At 71.1% G+C, this 16248-nt stretch carries 14 protein-coding genes; 6 read left to right on the top strand and 8 right to left on the bottom strand.

The window, feature by feature from the left end:
- Positions 1-613: 613 nt before the first annotated feature.
- Positions 614-3148, top strand: coding sequence for a Helicase associated domain protein (locus tag ACGF13_RS38595; RefSeq protein WP_392884184.1), 2535 nt, complete (start codon positions 614-616; stop codon positions 3146-3148).
- 92 nt (positions 3149-3240) lie between these two features.
- On the opposite strand, the gene ACGF13_RS38590 is transcribed toward ACGF13_RS38595, so the two are convergent.
- On the bottom strand, positions 3241-5526 hold the full coding sequence (locus ACGF13_RS38590; protein ID WP_392884182.1) for a tetratricopeptide repeat protein: 2286 nt from the start codon (positions 5524-5526) through the stop codon (positions 3241-3243).
- Positions 5527-6280: 754 nt separating this feature from the next.
- Between ACGF13_RS38590 and ACGF13_RS38585 the strand changes: the two genes are divergently transcribed.
- Positions 6281-6868, top strand: a complete 588-nt coding sequence (locus ACGF13_RS38585) for a helicase associated domain-containing protein (protein ID WP_392884180.1) — start codon at positions 6281-6283, stop codon at positions 6866-6868.
- Positions 6869-7028: 160 nt separating this feature from the next.
- On the opposite strand, the gene ACGF13_RS38580 is transcribed toward ACGF13_RS38585, so the two are convergent.
- From ACGF13_RS38580 to ACGF13_RS38570, 3 genes are all read right to left on the bottom strand, one after another.
- Complete coding sequence (locus ACGF13_RS38580) at positions 7029-7256, bottom strand: hypothetical protein (RefSeq protein WP_392884178.1); 228 nt, start codon at positions 7254-7256, stop codon at positions 7029-7031.
- Positions 7257-7284: 28 nt separating this feature from the next.
- Positions 7285-7536: a hypothetical protein gene (locus ACGF13_RS38575; RefSeq protein WP_392884176.1), complete on the bottom strand. Its 252-nt coding sequence runs from the start codon at positions 7534-7536 to the stop codon at positions 7285-7287.
- 189 nt (positions 7537-7725) lie between these two features.
- On the bottom strand, positions 7726-8064 hold the full coding sequence (locus ACGF13_RS38570) for a hypothetical protein (protein ID WP_392884174.1): 339 nt from the start codon (positions 8062-8064) through the stop codon (positions 7726-7728).
- A gap of 296 nt (positions 8065-8360) precedes the next feature.
- Here ACGF13_RS38570 and ACGF13_RS38565 point away from each other — a divergent pair, with 296 nt between their 5' ends.
- The 3 genes from ACGF13_RS38565 to ACGF13_RS38555 all read left to right on the top strand — a co-directional run bounded on the left by ACGF13_RS38565 (position 8361) and on the right by ACGF13_RS38555 (position 10700).
- A complete protein-coding gene (locus ACGF13_RS38565; RefSeq protein WP_392884172.1) occupies positions 8361-10004 on the top strand; it encodes a hypothetical protein in 1644 nt (547 codons plus the stop codon).
- 181 nt (positions 10005-10185) lie between these two features.
- The gene (locus ACGF13_RS38560; protein WP_392884170.1) at positions 10186-10344 is read left to right on the top strand and encodes a hypothetical protein; all 159 of its coding nucleotides are present in this window, start codon (positions 10186-10188) and stop codon (positions 10342-10344) included.
- A gap of 74 nt (positions 10345-10418) precedes the next feature.
- Positions 10419-10700 (top strand): hypothetical protein, encoded by a 282-nt coding sequence (locus ACGF13_RS38555; protein WP_392884168.1) that lies wholly within the window; start codon positions 10419-10421, stop codon positions 10698-10700.
- Between the two features lie 201 nt (positions 10701-10901).
- On the opposite strand, the gene ACGF13_RS38550 is transcribed toward ACGF13_RS38555, so the two are convergent.
- Positions 10902-12629 (bottom strand): pentapeptide repeat-containing protein, encoded by a 1728-nt coding sequence (locus tag ACGF13_RS38550; protein ID WP_392884166.1) that lies wholly within the window; start codon positions 12627-12629, stop codon positions 10902-10904.
- 627 nt (positions 12630-13256) lie between these two features.
- Between ACGF13_RS38550 and ACGF13_RS38545 the strand changes: the two genes are divergently transcribed.
- On the top strand, positions 13257-13934 hold the full coding sequence (locus tag ACGF13_RS38545; RefSeq protein ID WP_392884164.1) for a hypothetical protein: 678 nt from the start codon (positions 13257-13259) through the stop codon (positions 13932-13934).
- 128 nt (positions 13935-14062) lie between these two features.
- On the opposite strand, the gene ACGF13_RS38540 is transcribed toward ACGF13_RS38545, so the two are convergent.
- Genes ACGF13_RS38540 through ACGF13_RS38530 form a run of 3 tightly spaced genes read right to left on the bottom strand, consistent with a single transcriptional unit; the run spans position 14063 to position 15603 of the window.
- Complete coding sequence (locus ACGF13_RS38540) at positions 14063-14227, bottom strand: hypothetical protein (RefSeq protein ID WP_392884162.1); 165 nt, start codon at positions 14225-14227, stop codon at positions 14063-14065.
- 57 nt (positions 14228-14284) lie between these two features.
- Positions 14285-15001, bottom strand: coding sequence for a hypothetical protein (locus tag ACGF13_RS38535; RefSeq protein ID WP_392884160.1), 717 nt, complete (start codon positions 14999-15001; stop codon positions 14285-14287).
- Positions 14998-15603, bottom strand: coding sequence for an RNA polymerase sigma factor (locus ACGF13_RS38530; protein ID WP_392884158.1), 606 nt, complete (start codon positions 15601-15603; stop codon positions 14998-15000). The genes ACGF13_RS38535 and ACGF13_RS38530 overlap by 4 nt, the downstream gene beginning before the upstream one ends.
- Between the last annotated feature and the right edge of the window lie 645 nt (positions 15604-16248).

The raw sequence follows: 16248 nt of genomic DNA, 5'->3' as shown, positions 1-16248 counted from the left end.
CGGAGCGGGTCCCTACGGGCCTTCGGCCCTCCGTTCGCGCCTGACCTTCGGTCAGGCGGCGGACCCGCTCCGCGTGTCCGCACCCGGGCTCCGCCCGGGTGGGCCCGGCGCTTCGCGCCTTGGCCAGCCTCACTCCGCTTCGCTCCATGAGGCCCGGTCGCTGAGCCAGGATCATAGACTTGAACTGGGTTTTTGACTGACCTCACGACAGGCCGACTAGGAGAGGGGCGGTGCTGAGGGGGGCACGTGCGGGTCGGCTTCACCCCCCTCTCAGATTGGTCTAGTCCACGGTCTAGACCAGGGTTTCGCTCCCCCGACGACGAGGGGTGCGCTACCCTGGCAGGGTGAGCAACGGCCCCGAATGTATCAGTCTCGACCCGTCAGGGGATCCCGCCGAATCTGGGGTGCCGACCCCTGCTTTTCCGGTATCTGCCGGAACCCGCGGCCCTGCTCTGATATCCTCGCGGACAGTCGCTTCCATTGGGCTCGTATTCCGGTCGGCTGATTCTCTGTGTCGGTCCGTCGAATGTATCAGTAAGGCATTGTCAGAATTTCCCGCGTGGTCCCTGGTGTGGGCTCGGGAATGGTGAGGGGAGACACGTCTTTGAACATCGTGAAGCCGGGCCTGATGGCCGCTCAGTCCGCCGCCGGCATCTCGCTGCGCGGGCACCAGGAAGAGGCCCTGGAGGCGATCGTGCGGGGCCTGACGCCCCGTCCGGGTCGACCGGCTACCCCGGGTGGCCTTCGGGTCACGGTGCAGATGGCCACCGGTTCCGGGAAGTCGTACGTGGGCGCCGCGGCCGGGCAGAAGCTGGTGCCGCGCGGGGTGGTGCTGGTCGTGGTGCCGACGCTGGACCTCCTGGTCCAGATGATCGGTTCCTGGCGGGCGGCCGGCCGGGCCGGGGACATGCACGCGGTGTGCTCCCTGGTGGACTCCGAGCTGCCCTACAGGGTGATGGCGAGCACCAGCCCGCTGATGATCGGGATGTGGCTGGAGCACGCGGCCAGGCACCGCCGGCCGACCACCCTGTTCGCCACCTACACCTCGGTCGGCGCCGTCGCCGACGCCTACGCCCACTGGGCGGGGCACCGGGGCGAGGTGCTGCCGCCGCTGGGCCTGATGGTCTGCGACGAGGCGCACCGCTCGTCGGGGAGCGTGGAGAAGACGTGGACGGTGGTGCACGACCAAGCGGAGCTCCCGGCGGACCGTCGGCTCTACATGACGGCGACGCCGCGGATCTGGGCGCCGCCGAGCCGGGCCATGCGGCGGCGTGAGGACGCCCTGCAGCCGTTGCCGGAGGAGCTGGCGGTGTCCATGGACGACCAGCGGATCTACGGCCCGCACGTGTACTCCCTGGGCTTGGCGGAGGCCATCGACAGGAAGCTGTTGGCCCCGTTCGAGATCGTGGTCCTGGAGCTGCGCGACCCGCTCGGGGACCGCCAGGGCGCCGAGCGCCAGGGTGTGCCGTGGGGGCCGGGGGTCGGTGAGGCCGAGGACGGCAGCGAGGACGAGGTGCCAGCCGAGCGGATCGCGGCCATGCAGGCCGGCCTCCTCAAAACCGCCACCGAGCGCGGACTGGAGCGCTGCATCACGTTCCACAGCCGCACGATCGAGGCCCGCTACTTCTCCGAGACCTTGAACCAGACCGCTGAGAAGCTGCACCTCCAGAACCCGCAGAAATACCCCGAAGAGGTCTGGGCGCAGTGGCTCTCCGGCGAGCACGAGATCGACTACCGCAAGGAGCTCATCGGCGACTTCGGAAAGGGCGAGGAGGACGACGGTCTCAAACTTCGGATCTTCAGTAACTGCAAGGTCCTGGGCGAGGGTGTCGACATGCCGAATGCGGATTCGGTTCTCCTTCAGGGCCGGGGCAGCATGGTGGATATCGTCCAGGCCATCGGCCGGGCCCTGCGTATGCAGCCTGGGGAGGGAAAGACCGCCAGCCTGATCGTGCCGGTCTTCCTCAAGCTCGGAGAGGAGCCCGGGGACATTCTGGAGTCGGACTCCTACGGCCCGCTGGTCAAGATTCTGACCGCGCTGCGCAGCCACGACGCCAAGGTCGTGGAGGCCCTGGCGGTGCCGCAGAAGTCGGGCAAGCGGACGAAGGGGCGCAGCGCCGAGGCTGCTGTCGGGCCTGGTGAGAGCATGGTTGGCGTGGGCGGCGCGGCGGGTGCGGGGGCGTTCACGCTGCCGGTGCGGTTTCAGACGCCGGTGGACGAGAACGTGCTCGCCCTGTTCATCGCCTCCCGGGTGCTGACCGGTGAGAACCAGTTCTGGCGGGAGGGCATCAGCCACGCCCGCCGGTGGAACGAGGAGACCGGCGGACTCGATGTCCCGTATTCCGCGATGGTCGGTGAGGAGGGGAATTTCCCGCTCGGGAAATGGCTCTCGGACCGGCGTGGCGAGCACGCCGCTGGTGAATTGGCGCGCCACCGGGTCGACATGCTGGATGCGTTGGGGATGATCTGGTCCGTGAGCGACGCGCGGTTCGAGGCGGGGCTGGACTGGGCGCGGGTCTGGGCGAAGGGCCACGGCGGCTCGCTGGCGGCGCCGGCGCGGGCCTCGATCGGCGGCTACGCCATCGGCACCTGGCTCTCCGAGCTGCGGGCCGCGGCGGCGGTGCCGGCCGACCAGCCTGGCGCGCTCGCGCCGGAACGGCGGGCAGCGTTGGAGGAGATCGACCCATGGTGGTGCCCCGCCTGGCCCATTGTGTGGCAGCGCACCTACGCCACCGCCCGGCTCTGGTGGCTGGACACCGACGGCCTGGTCCACTGGCCCACCCTGCCCGAGGACACCGTCTACGAGGGCGAGCAGCTCGGCCGCTGGGTACGGGCGCAGCGGGCCGGCTGGTCTGACTTGGAGGAGGACCAGCGGGACCTGCTGGCGGCGATCGGCATCGAGGAAGACCAGGAGCTGGCCGCCGCGAAGGCGAAGCCCAAGCTGTCCCGCGGTGACCGGTTCCAGCTTCACCTGGCGGCGCTGGCCAAGTTCGTGGAACAGGAGGGCCACTGCCGGGTTCCGAGGGCGTTCAAGACCGCCGGGGGGCTGTCGCTCGGGGCCTGGCTCAACAACAGCAAGGCCCGGAGGGCGAAGCTGAGCGACGAGCAGCTGGGGCAGCTCGCGGCCCTGGGGGTGGAGTGGGCGTAATGGCCCTGTACTGGGGCCCGGGAGGGGCGGTCGCGGACCGGGCGCCGACGGCCCTCCGCCCGTGCCGACGGGTGGCCTCGGTCGTCGTGGCATCAGGGGCTGCGCCAGCTCCGAAGCCAGTCGGCAGCCGCTCGGGTAGCGGAGTGGTCGCGGCCGAGGAACCGCTCACGGTCGGCCAGAATCTGTTCCAGCAGGTCGATCACCTCACCCGTACGCGCCAGCCGCCTGTAGGAGACGGCGAGGTTGGCGCGGGCGGTCAGGGTGTCGGGATGCTCTTCACCGAGCAGCCGCTCGGAATCGGCCAGCACCCGCTCCAGCAGGTCGATCGCCTCACCTGTAAGCCCCGCCTGCCAGTAGTAGACGGCGAGGTTGGCGCGGGCGGTCAGGGTGTCGGGATGCTCTTCACCGAGCAGCCGCTCGAAATCGGCCAGCACCCGCTCCAGCAGGTCGATCGCCTCACCCGTACGCCCCGCCTGCCAGTAGGAGGAGGCGAGGTTGGCGCGGGCGGTCAGGGTGTGGGGATGGTCCTCACCGAGCAGCCGCTCCCGGTCCGCCAGCACCCGCTCCTCGAGCACGATCGCTTCACCTGTACGCCCCGTCTGCCTGTAGGAGGAGGCGAGGTTGGCGCGGGCGGCCAGGGTGTCGGGATGGTCCTCACCAAGCAGCCGCTCGGCATCGGCCAGCACCCGCTCCTGCAGAGCGATCGCCTCACCCGTACGCCCCATCCGCTGGTAGGAGTCGGCGAGGTTGTGGCGGGAAGCCAGGGTGTCGGGGTGGCCTTCACCGCGTAGTCGCTCGGCATCGGCCAGCACCCGCTCCAGCAGAGCGATCGCCTCACCCATACGCCCCACCCGCCGGTAGGAGAGGGCGAGGCTGCCTCGGGAAGTCAGGGTGTCGGGGTGGCCCTCACCGAGTAGCCGTTCGGCGTCGGCTGCGATGTTCTGCCAGTGGGTGACAGCGGCGTGGATCAGGCCGGTGCTGGTCAGGCTGTGGCCCGCCGCGAACAGGACGGGGTGGCCGTCGGGGTGCCAGAGGTGGTCGCCGGCGTGGGTGGTGAGGGTGTCGGTGTTGGCGCGCAGGACGGCGGTCAGGTCGCGTGCGGTGTGCTCGTGCTTGGGCCAGGTCTCGGCGAGGGCATCGGCTGCGGCGTGGACGGTGGCGGGAATGTCGGCGTGGGGGGTGGTTTCGCGGGCGGCGCGGGCGGTGAGGGCGTGTAGGCGCACCGTGCGGTTGGTGTCGTGGGTGTGGTGGGTGATGAGGGCGTAGTGGTGGAGCAGGCGCAGGACGGCGCGGGCCTGCTCGGCGGTGACCGGAGCAGGCTCGGAGGAGCCGGGGGTGCGGTGCGTGGTGAGGTAGCGGGCGGCGGCGTCGGTGGTCCAGAGCTGTTGAGGGTGGCCGGCGGGGTCGAGGTGGGCGGCGAGGCGGATCGCGGGGACGGCGAGGCCTGCGGGTTCGTGTTGCTGGGCGGCGTCGAGGGCCAGGAGGAGTGAGGTGGTGACCTGGCGGCCGTAGCCGTCGGTGTCCGCGCCCGGTGGCAGCAGTGTTTCCAGGCGGGAGGTGCGGTCGGTGAACAGGTGGAGGTAGGTGGTGCAGTCGGCGTCTTCGTTGATCATGTAGGCGGCGGCGTGGGCCAGGGCCAGCGGCAGCCGGCCCAGTGCCTCGACCAGGTCACTGGCGCGGTCGTCGAGGAGGTGGGCAGTGTCGGCTTCGGTGAGGCGCTGGTGCAGGTAGTCGAGGGCTTCGGTGGGGGTGTAGGTGCCGATGTCGACACGGGTGCGGCCGTTGCCGGTGACGAGGGCGTCGCGGCGGCGGGTGGTGGCCAGCACCCGCCCGTTCGCGCCGACGGGTGGGCGGGGCCACCACGGGGCGGTGTTCTCGAGGTCGGTGAGGTCGTCCAGGACCACCAGCCACGAGCAGTCGGTGACGGCCAGCCAGTCCAGAAAAGCGCCGGCGTCGCTCTCGGCGTCCTGCCCGCCGGCGCCGGGCACACCGGCCTTCGCCGCAGCCTGCGCGTAGGTGGTGACGATCTGCGCGGTCTCGGTGGCGTCCACCCACACCAGTACGTCGATTCCGTCGGTGTGGGCGTGGTGGGCGCAGGTGGCGGCGATCTGCGACTTGCCGACACCCCCACCGCCGGACAGGACCTGGGTGAGGACCACGGTCGCGTTGCGCTCCCGGGCCCGGTCGATCTCCTCCTGCAGGCCGGGGCGGGGCTGGAACGCGGAGGCCAGCGGCGGCACCGTGCCCACCCGCACCGGCCGCCACACCGGCCCAGGCGTCGGCCCGGGGGCGGGTGCGGGGTGGTGGTGGGTGACCGTCAGGTTCCCGGCCTGGTAGACGTCACCGTGGACGGTGCCGCCCGTGATCCGGTTGTCCACCTCGGTGTGCTCGACACGACTGCCCGGCCCGATCCCGGAATGGGCGACGTCGCGCCCCGCACCGACAGCCCCCTCCCCCGACACGTCCACCCGCACCAAGGACGACGCCCCCGCGCCGGCCGACCCGTTCGCGGGCACCCGCCCGTCGCCGTGGCCTGTCGGCGGAGCAGCCGCCGGGCCGCCGCCCGGCCGCAGGGCCGGCGTGCCGTCCCCCTCCACCGGGGAGGCACTGCCGGTGCCGGGGCCCTCCGGCACGCTGCCGGTTGCGGGAACGCCGGCCTGTTCGTTCGGTTTCCGGCGTCGGCCGCGCCACGGCCAAGGGGGTGGGGTCACAGCCGCCTCCCGCTCGGATCAGTGCCGTGGACGTCGCCGACGGTGACGGGTCCGGGACGGGCAAGGTGGACGCGGGCACCGTGCCCACCGAAGCACGGGACGCCGCCTTCCGCTGCTACGGATCGGACGCCGGGCACCGTCGTCACCACGACCACGGCCGCATCCACCACACACCCCCGACACAGCTCCCGGCGGTCACCCGCCCGTCCACCCCGACGGCAGCGTACGCCCGGTACACGGCCCGCCGCGGCCGAACCCACCAACCGCCCCCGCCGTCCGGGCCCGGCGGGCGGAGCCGGCGAAGGAGACCGACCCACGACGGTGCCCGGCGTCGCGGATCACCTCGCACTGGCGCTCCGGCGGGTCGGCCGGCGGGTACGCGATCGGGACGTGGCTGTCGGAGCTGCGGGCCGCGGCGCAGGTGCCGGCCGGGGAACCGGGGGCGCTGGCGCCGGAGCGGCGCCGCGCGCTCGAGGAGATCGACCCGTGGTGGTGCCCGGTGTGGCCGGTCACCTGGCAGCGCGCCTACGCGACCGCCCGGATGTGGTGGCTGGACACCGACGGCCTGGTCGACTGGCCACTCCTGCCGCTGGACACAGTGTTCGAGGGCGAGCAGCTCGGCCGCTGGGTGCAGGCGCAGCGGGCCGGCTGGCCTGACCTGGAGGAGGACCAGCGGGACCTGCTGTCGGCGATCGGCATCGAGGCCGACCCGGAGCTGGTGGTCGCGAAGGCCGCCGCCGAGGCGAAGCCGAAGGTGTCCCGCGGCGACAGGTTCGCCCAGGGCCTGGCCGCGCTCGCCCAGTTCGTCGAGCGGGAGCGGCACCCCCGGGTCCCCCGCTCGCACAAGGAGCCGGTGGAGGCCGTGGAGGCCGGCCCCGGAGGGGAGGAGCAGGTGGTGGTCTCCCACTTCGCCCTGGGCACCTGGCTCAACAACCAGAAGGCCCGCCGGGCGAAGCTCACCCCAGGCCAGCTCGCGCAGCTCGCCGAGCACGGCGTGGAGTGGGCGTAGGAGACAGCGTTGGGATTCCTGGGACACTCACGTGATTCCCGTGCACCGACGAAGTCGGCAGGTCAGGAGCTCGGTCGAGTCTCCATCGTGGGTGGAGGCCCGACCGGAGTACACCGGCTCGACACCTCGGCGCGTGAACCGGATGAATTCCCCATCAGACTCACGAGACGCACCGGTCAGAGGCCGCTCGAGCCTCGGCGCAGCGGCAGGAACTCACAGCGGGTACGGCGTCGGTGGTGACGGTGGTGAGGGGGCCGTTCTCGTCGGTCAGCCACAGCCGGGCGGTGCGCAGCCGGTGGGCGGCGCCGCGGCCGGACGCTCGGACCTCGGCCTCCCGGCCGGTCGGCGACCCCTGCTCGTGCGGCCGCTGTGCGGAGAGCGGGGACAAGGCTGAAGTGCCAGCGATCGGCAGTGCCTCAGAGGAGCTTCCACGCTCCGGTAGCGAGGTTGAGGAGCCCGGCCAGGGCGACGAGACAGCCGCCCGATGGGGGCGTCGGTTCGTTCTCCCGGTACTCGATCATGGCGTCGCAGAAGGTGTCGTGCGCTTCCCACATGTGCGCGATGTGATCGGCTTCCGCTTTGGACTTGGGCAGCCAGGGCGAGTACCGGCCGCACTCGGCACACCTGAACCGGTAGTTGTTCACGCCGCGCCCCCCGTGCGTCGCCATCCGAACTCCTCTGCTCACGATGGCAGTTGCTGTCTCCTACGGCAATACCGCTTCACCGGCCGTCCCACCGCGCCTGTCCGTGGCCCCATGCAGGCCGTCGCTGTGGACATGGTGTTCCGGGGTGAGCAGCTCGGCCGCTGGGTCCCGGCGCAGCGGGCCAGCCCTGCTCGACCTGAACGACGGCTCCTCTCAGCCGCCGGCGGTTTCGGACCGGGGCTCGCGACTGCGCACCGCCGCGATGGTCTCCGGGTGGTAGATGCCCTTCACCCCGTACGGCAGGAGCTTCGGGTCGAAGTCCACCGCCCGGCCGGCCAGTACCACCAGCTCGGCAGGGCCGCTACGGCGCCACTGCGGCCCGTAGGTGTCGGTGAGGTGGACGATCAGCAGGTGCCGTGACGCATCCCAGGCCCGGGCCTCCTCGAAGGTCAGACCGTGATCGAGCATCCAGACGGAGATGCGCCGCATCATGCGGGGCGCCATGAGGAACTGGCTGAAGGCGGGAAGCGGGTGCTTCGAACGTTTGCGCATCAACTCTCCTGCAGGAAAAGGTTTTTGGAAACTCCTCCATCATCTCAATGACGCGGTGCGCATACCGGTTTCCCTGTGAAAAGGGGGCAGTTCAGGTCGCTCGCCGCCCGCGCCTGGACCGGTACAGCCCAAGCACCCCGGCACGCGGGACGGCCGGCTCGCTTCCGTTCCAGTGGCACAGCGCGGGCGAGCACGGCGGTCGACCACCAGCCGATCCGCGCACGGAAGGGGCCGTGGTGTCGGTGGACAGGAGCACAATGTTGCGCAGGTAACCCTTTCGGCCCATTGGGAGCAGAATGGACAGACGCCTTATCCAGACCGCGGTTGTCGGATCCCCGGACTCCGATGAACCCGCGATCTGCCCCGAAGACCCACAGGAGCTGGACCTCTTCCGGCTGGAGAACACGGGCACCACCTGGTGGTGCGGCCTGAACCTCCCGGGCGGCTGCGGCCGCCAGCTGATGACCCGCCGCTGCGATGACAAGATCTGCCACTTCGCGCACTACCGCTCTGCTGGCGATGAGCACGGCATCCAGTGCGGGCGCCTGGCCCGTGGCAAGGACAGCGCGGACCACCTCTTCATGAAGGCCGACCTCGCGGCCTGGCTCAAGGCACAGGACATCGCCGCCACCTTCGACTTCCCCGAGCCCCGGGGCTCCGCTGTCGTCTCCGACCTCGCCGACGGCCGCCGCCTCCTGGTCCACCTCGACAGAACCCAGCCCGTGAACTGGGACGATGCCCAGGTCACCGAGTTCCTCCTCGGCACCGGCGTGCTGATCCCCCAAGACCGCCTCGCCGCCCGCGGCTACGTCCACCGCATCCGTTACGAGAGCGAGCGGGACTGCCGCCGACCGCTGATCATCGGCACCCAGAGGCCCGACCGGACCGACTGGTCCGATCTGCGCACCCTCATCCTCACCCCGCAGGGCTTCGCCCCGGCCGACCGCCCCGAGACATTCCCCGCCGAGCAGGCCGCCACCGACGGCCCCGCGTGGCCGGAGCACGCGGGTGAGCGGCGGTCGATCGTCACGGTGACCCGCTCCGACACCGCGGCCGCTACCGCCGCCCGCAACCACGAGGCGGCCCAGGCCGCCATCCGGAACCTCACCTGGGCCGGTCCGGAGCGGCTCCACGACGCCCTGGCCACGATCGAGGAACTGCTCACTCAAGATCAGAGCGTGGAAGACCGCTGGCATCTGACCGAGGCCCTGGCCGCCGGCCGACGGCGCCTCACCCTGCAGACCCGCCGCCGCACCGAGGTGATGATCCGGCTGCGCCGGACCGAGCCCGGCACGCTTCCCCGGGAGCTCCTGGAGGAAGCCCAGCAGCTGACCTCGGATCCCAGCGCCTCGGAAGAGGACCGCGCGCTGGTGGCCGAACTGAGCGATCAGTACCGCGCCGAAGCCGAGCAGCGCCTCGCGGCCGCGCGGCAGCAGCGGATCCTGGCCGAGCACCAGCAGCGGGAGGCGCTCCAGCAGCAGCGGGCCGAGCTCCGCCAGCGCCAGGAGCAGGCCCGGGCCGAGCTGGAGGCCGCCCAGCAGAGGACGAAGGGCGCCGCCCCGGCCGTGCCCCGGCGGCGCGAGACACCGAAGGCGGCCGCCGAGTACGCCGAACTTGCCAAACCCCTGCTCGGCGCGCTGAAGAAGGCAGCCCGGGAAGGGGAGACCCGCACCTGGGAGTCCATCGCCGACCGGACCGGCACCAAGCGCCTGCGGCAGCTCGGCCACCCGGCGAAGGTTGAGGTCCTCGTGATCGCCGAAAACGGGACCCCCGCCGACCGGCCGCTGTGGTCGGTTGTCCTGGCCGCCGCTAGCGGCCAGGAGGCACTCGCGATCCACCGTGCCGTCTGCGAACGGCTGGGACGCCCTCTGCCCGACGCCGACGAAGCCCTCCGCACGCGGCTCGACGAGGAGCGGACCATCCTGCAGCACGGCTGGTAGTGCTCACGCTGTCCGGGGTTCCCCAAAGCAGGGGATCCCGGACAGCGACCACCGCACGTAGACCCGGAGCTGCTGGTGCTGGCCGTGCGCGCGTCCGACTCCCGCGATGGCACCGCCCACCGCTACGCCCGCCTCACCGGGCGGGGCATGCCCGCCCGGTTCACCACCACGGCCGGCCACGATGCCCACTACCCGGGTGCTGCCCGACGTCGTTGCGGCCGCCGAGGAGCAGGCGGCGGTCGACCAGGTCACCGTGATGCGGCACGACGGAACGGCCCTGTACCGCAGCGAGCTGGCCGACGGCGGCCCGGCCCTGCTCGCGGAGCAGGCGCGCCCCTAAACCGACGAGGAGGCGCACCGGTTCTGGGCCGTCCAGCGCGCCCTACCCGCGCCGGGCAGCACCGCTCCGCCACCGTGCCCAGCCGCCGCCTCACCGCCCACCGCATCCCGGTAAGGCCGGGCCGCACCAACGCGCTGGTCCAGCTCGCCCAGGACCTGCCGCCCGCCGTCCTCGCCCTCATGCTCGGCCTCCACACCGTGACCACCGCACGCTGGCGCCACCGCGCCGCCACCGACTGGACCGCCTACCTCGAAGCCTGCACCACCGCCAGGGCAGCGACAACCGCGTCCGCCGGTGCGACAGCCGGGCCTGGACCGACACCAAGCACGTCTACAGCCTCAGCGTCACCGAGGTAGAGAAGACCGCGCTGAGCGAGCACACCGCCGACCCCGTTCACCTCGTCCGCGTCTTCGGCATCCACCCCCACACCGCCGTGCGCTACGTCCACGCCGCCCACCCAGATAGGGCTCTCGCGAAGATCCGCTGAGCACGCCAGCTACTTCTATGCCCATCGTGACGCTGACGCTCAGTTCGCTGAACATGCTCCGGGTCGCGATTCAGCGCTTGATGCGTCCGCGGATGGCGAGGACGGCGAGGGCCAGGAGGGCGGGTTCGAGGAGGCGGGAGGTCATTTCGATGTAGGTGCCGGCGGTGGTCAGGTCTTGTCCACTGGAACGGAAGACCACGGAGTTGAGCGTGATGTTCAGGGCCTTGTCGAAGCGTTTGCTGGTGAACCTGTCCCCGGCCGGGTTCTTCGGGTCCTGCTTGTCGATCGTGAAGGTAACCTTCCCCCCGCCCGGCGGAACGGCGCCGGTCGCTTCCTGCTTCGGAGAAGAGGCGGGCAGGCCGAAGGCCATCAACAGCACAATCGTGGCCAGCATGGATGCGGCGAGCCAGCCCAGGGCACGGGAGGCACGCAGACCGTAGCCGGATAGCAGCCAGTACCCCCACAGCAGACCGCGTTCGACTCTCGAGTTGCCAGTGCGGTCGTGGCGGCGCATCTCGCACTCGCCGTAATAGAAGTCTGCAGCGCCAGGCTCGTCCTTGCCGTCCTCGAACGCTTTACGGAGCTGCCGGTAGATCGCCACCACATCGTCCGGGTCCGGGGTACGGGCCGGACTCGGATGATGCGGGCCGGTACGCCACCGGTCGGTCGGCGGCACAGTTCCCGCAGGCACGGCCGACTGGCCTGCGGCGCGCGCCCGCCAGTGGTGCTCCTCGGCAAGTGCGCGCCGACGTGTCCAACGACCGATCCATATGCCCCGGCGGTGCCATCCGGTGGGCGGAGGGGCAAAGATCGTGCGGCCCTCCAGACGCAGCTGATCGAGGTGGAAGGCTCCAGAAAACAAGCAGTCGGATACGTCGGTGTCGGTCAGCACTAGGTGCACAGCGTCCACTCCCTGCACCGAGGTCACCCGCACATCTACGGCGCCGGACAACAGACTTTCGTCTACGACACCACCAGCGGCGAACGGGGCGGGATGGGCGGTGACCGCGACTGGAGCCGTCAGCACCGCGTAACTTAGATCTGCGGAGGCGTAGCGCAACCTCACTGTGGCCGTCGAATCCCACCGGGTCTGCACAAACTGCACCTCACGCGCCGCCATCTCCAGCGTCACCGGCGTTTGGAACACAGCACCCGACAGATCCAGCATCCCTGAACAGACAATCGGCCCAAATCGCGAAGTCATCGAGAACGTCGCCCTGTCGAACTGGCCATTGCCCGTGACTCGCACTCCGACGAACCGGGCGTCACTGGAGAAATGTGCTGAGTCGAACCGGGCGTCGCCAGCGAACTGAGCCCTGTTGAATATGGTGCTGCCAGCGAATTCGGCCTCGACGAACATAGCGACGCGGGAGAACTGCGTCCTGAGGAAGAATGCGTGACCGGAGAACTGCGCCGCAGCAAACCAAACTTCGCCGGAGAACCGCGCCTCGTCGAACCAGGCGTCGCCGGAGAAGCGTGTCCAGTCGAACCGAGCGTCGCCAGTGAACTGAGCGCTCTGGAACCGGGCCTCGCCGAGGTGGGGGTGTGTGGTGGCGGGGTCGCGGAGAGCGGTCAGAAGCCGGTTCAGAAGGTCTTCGGTGAAGGGTGTGCCGCGGTGGTCGATGTCGGCGCCGGGTGTTAGGCCCGTCAGGTAGGCGTCGCGATCGGTGTCGGTCAGATGGGCGAGGCAGGCGGTGTGGCCGGGGACGTGGATGCCGCGGCAGCCGACGGGGTCAGTCGCCGGGTCTGCGCCGCGGGCGCAGTACGGCCAGGACGGTGCAAGCGGGGGTGTGCTCATGGGTGTGACGGCTCCAGCAAGAAGAAGTGTGCCGGGGACCGCCCGGACGGGCAGCAGCCTGGGCCGGGCGGCTGCGCTGATCAGTCGCGACCGGAGGGAACGGGTTGTGCGCGATGTACGGGTACCTCCCGGATACACGCCGCGGCAAGGTCCTCGACCTTGCGGTCACGAGCGAGTTCCTCGACAGCGAACGCGATACTTCGTAGCGCTCGCTCCCGCTCCAGCTGCCATACGACCAGCCGCACCCATGCCAGCACCGCCGCGCTCGCCGGAGTTTCCCCAGCCATTCACCCCGCACCCACCACAGCCTGCCAGCCCGGCGCCCACCACACCGCTTGTTCAGCAAACTGAACACCCAACCGCTACCTACGGCGCCGCCACTCCCAGAGGGCGTGGTCGTCCGAATCCTCCTGACGGCCAGATCGTCGGAAATTGTGCAAGCGCAGCCTGCCGACCCGGCGGCCGAGCCGGCTGGCGTAGCGGAGCGGTCAGGAAGGCCAGGGCCAGCATGGAAGCCCTCGGCCGTCAGGTACGCCGCCGGGGATGCAGCTCCGCCTGGGCTGCACCATTCAGCGTTGATGCCACGGCACCCTGGCAACCTGTGCGCTCTATCGCCATTACAGCGAGTTGACGGGCTGGTTCCGCGTCTTCGTCCCACACGAATCTGCGAACCTGCGCGCTTCCACATTCGACGCGCTCGCCGACGACAACGACTTGCGCCCGCTCCCCTACCTGGAGCGGCGCCGCCGCCTCCTCGCCCTGCTGGAGATCGCGCCCGCCGCAATCTGGCCGGTGCCCATGACAGACGACCTCGACCAAGCGCAGGCCTGGTTCGGCAGCCTCGGCGGAGGCGTCGAAGGGTGTGTGCTCAAGCCCGCCAACTCCCGGTACACCGCCGGCTACTCCAGCGGCTGGAGGAAGTTCCGGGTCACCACCACCGCGGAGGCCGTCGTCGTCGGCATCGTCCCCGGCTCCTCCCCGACCCGGCAGGCCGCCGTCCTCGCCCAACCCGACGCCCGCGGCCGGCTCCGGCCGGTCGGCATCAGCCTCCCCCTGGACCAGGCGCAGCGCTCCGAGCTCGCCCCGCTCCTGCACCCGGCGGGCAGCGACCTGACGGAGCTGCCCGGGACCGTGGGAGGGCTGCCGGGCAGCCCTCCGGTCGTCTTCCTGCCGGTGGAGCCCGAGGTCGTCGTCGAGATCGAGACCGACGAGCGGGCCGAGTTCGCGCGGTACCGTCACCGGCCGAAGGTCAAGCGCGTGCGCGGCGACCTCTCTCCTGAGCACCTGGTCCGTCCGGGCCGCTGACGTTCGGTCCGGCGCACGCCCCTGTGTACGCCTACTCCGGGCCCGCGCTCTTCGGGCTGCCGTACCAACTCCGTGCGGCAGCTGTCGGGAAGGCGGAGTGGGGCGGTGGCCGGGGCCGGGCCCTGCGGTCAGTGCCGGCGGTTGAGCAGCAGGGCGAGGAGGGTGCGGGCTTCGCGGCGGCGGGCGGGGTTGGGGGCGGTGAGGGCGGTGAGGGTGAGCGCGGTGAGGGTGAGCAGGTAGCCGGTGGCCGAGGTGGCCAGGGCGAGGGTGGCGGGGTCGCGGGTGAGGGGCATCGTGTCTCCGTGCGGGCTGGGGCCGCCCGCCCCGGTGTGGGTGCGGGCGGAGTGGGGTCAGTGGGAGGCGAGTTCTTGGAGCCGGTCGGCGATGGCGTTGGTGGGCAGGCTCAGGAGTCCGCCGGCTTCGTCCTCGCGGGGCAGGCCGTTGATCGCTTCGCGCAGGGCGCGGTCGGGGCGGGGCAGGCCCGCGGGGTCGGGCAGGGGCGGGGCCAGGCGGGAGGCCAGGCGGGCGTAGCCGGGGAGATTGGGGAGTTTGGGGGCGATGGGGGCGCTGGTGCCGTCTTCGAGGCAGGCTGCCTGGTGGAACCAGTTGTCGGCGTCGCGCAGTTCGCCGCGGCGCAGGTGGTGGAGGTACATGCAGTAGGCGGCGAGGTGGCTGCCGGCGCCGGCGGCGAACTGCCACCACCAGGTGGCCGAGTGGTGGCGGCCGGAGAGGTCGAGGAGGCAGGCGAAGACGAGGGCGCCTCTGGGTTCCCAGTCGTGGGCGAGGCTCTCGACCTCTTCCCAGGCTCCGGGTTCGTTGATGACGACCGTGGCGAGGGCGCGCAGGTCGCGGCGGGCGTCGGCGTGGATGCCCGCCGAGCCCGGGAAGGTCAGGATGGTCTGGTGGGCGGCGGCGGCCCGTTCGGCCCGGCGGGCTGCGAGGCCTTCGGCGATGTACCGGCGGCCGGCGTCCATGTCGTAGCGGGGCCGGTCTGCGGGCAGGGGGCCGGCCGTCTCCAGCAGGCGGCCGACGTCGCAGCGGCAGGCGTCGTCTGGGGTCACGGTCACTCCTGGTCCTCCTTGTCGGTGCTGGGGCGGAGGATCCGGCGGGATCTGAGCCGGGCCTCCAGCTTGGTGCGGGCCTGCGTGGTCAACGACTTCACCGTGGCCTCGTCGGTGCCCATGGCGCGGGCCGTGCCCGCGACCTTGAGGCCGACGACGAAGCGCAGCACGATCACGTCGTACTTCGCGGCGGGCAGTTCCTTGATGGCGGCGCCGAGTGCCATGCCCACCTCCAGGCCGTCGATGCCGGCGGTGACGGCGTCGAGGTCGTCCAGCCACGGTTCCCACTCCAGGCGCAGGGCCACGGAGAACGCAATGCGCTCCTCCAGGCGGTCCAGGCGTTCGCGTTCCACCTCGACCAGGTGGCGCAGGGCGGCCCAGGCGGTGGCGGCGGGCTGGGGGTAGGTCAGGACGCGGTCCCAGCAGTCGGCGAGTTCGAGGAAGGCCTCGCTGACGAGTTCCTGGGCGAGGGCGGCGTCGCCCAGGCAGGCGTAGGCGTAGTCGTAGTACGCGTCGGCGTGGAGTCGCTGGAAGGCCTCCAGGGTTATGGGCAGTTCCACGACCGGGGGCGTGGTGCCGGCGGCGTCGGTGAAGGAGGGCTCGGTCACGACGACGCCTCCCCCGCCGGGTCCGGGAGGCTGCCGCGCGGGCGCAGCGGGCGGCTGGGGCACGGCTGGACGGGGGTCGTGGCCGTGATGGGCCGCGGCAAGACGGGGGGATGGGTGTGCATGGGTCGGGGGTGTCCTTCGGTCATGGGTGCAGGGGAACGGTCACGCTCCGCTCGGACAGGTGAGCGCGGCGTGCCGGTAGGCGAATCCAATCCCTCGAACAGACCAAAGGTTCACGACTCGAAGGTAAAGACTTACGGAGTGTCACATTCCGATGTTTAGGTGCCGCGATTCGAACCATCCATCACACGCAACCGGGCGGAGCCGCTCCACCAGGCGCGCACCCGCCGGGGGCGGCGTTCAACTCCTGGAGACAGGCAGTGCCTGGGCCGTACCGGCCCGAACGGCGCTTCGACCGCGAGTGTCTCGTGCGACTCACCTGCACCGATCTCAGCGGCCTCCGGCAGGGCTCCGTCGACGGCACCGGCCGCATACCTTCGCTCCCGGGCGCGTCCGAAGAGCTTCATCCCCTGGCGGGCACGGCCGAGCGGGTCAACCGCCTCACCAGGTCCAAGCAAACTGGCAAGACGACCGCGGCCCGCAAGAGCACCAGCACAGCCCTGCCGAGGGCGGCCAGCGGCGCGA

Origin of the sequence: Kitasatospora sp. NPDC048286 (assembly GCF_043201735.1) — a bacterium.
Lineage (GTDB): Bacteria > Actinomycetota > Actinomycetes > Streptomycetales > Streptomycetaceae > Kitasatospora.
The sequence above is the reverse complement of the archived record's forward strand: the minus strand, read 5'-3'. Positions and strand labels throughout refer to the sequence as shown.

Coding starts and splice junctions, on each gene's coding strand:
- ACGF13_RS38575 (WP_392884176.1), bottom strand. CDS start 7,536: ATGGCGACGCACGGGGGGCGCGGCGTGAACAACTACCGGTTCAGGTGT.
- ACGF13_RS38570 (WP_392884174.1), bottom strand. CDS start 8,064: ATGCGCAAACGTTCGAAGCACCCGCTTCCCGCCTTCAGCCAGTTCCTC.
- ACGF13_RS38565 (WP_392884172.1), top strand. CDS start 8,361: ATGGACAGACGCCTTATCCAGACCGCGGTTGTCGGATCCCCGGACTCC.
- ACGF13_RS38560 (WP_392884170.1), top strand. CDS start 10,186: ATGCCCACTACCCGGGTGCTGCCCGACGTCGTTGCGGCCGCCGAGGAG.
- ACGF13_RS38550 (WP_392884166.1), bottom strand. CDS start 12,629: ATGAGCACACCCCCGCTTGCACCGTCCTGGCCGTACTGCGCCCGCGGC.
- ACGF13_RS38540 (WP_392884162.1), bottom strand. CDS start 14,227: ATGCCCCTCACCCGCGACCCCGCCACCCTCGCCCTGGCCACCTCGGCC.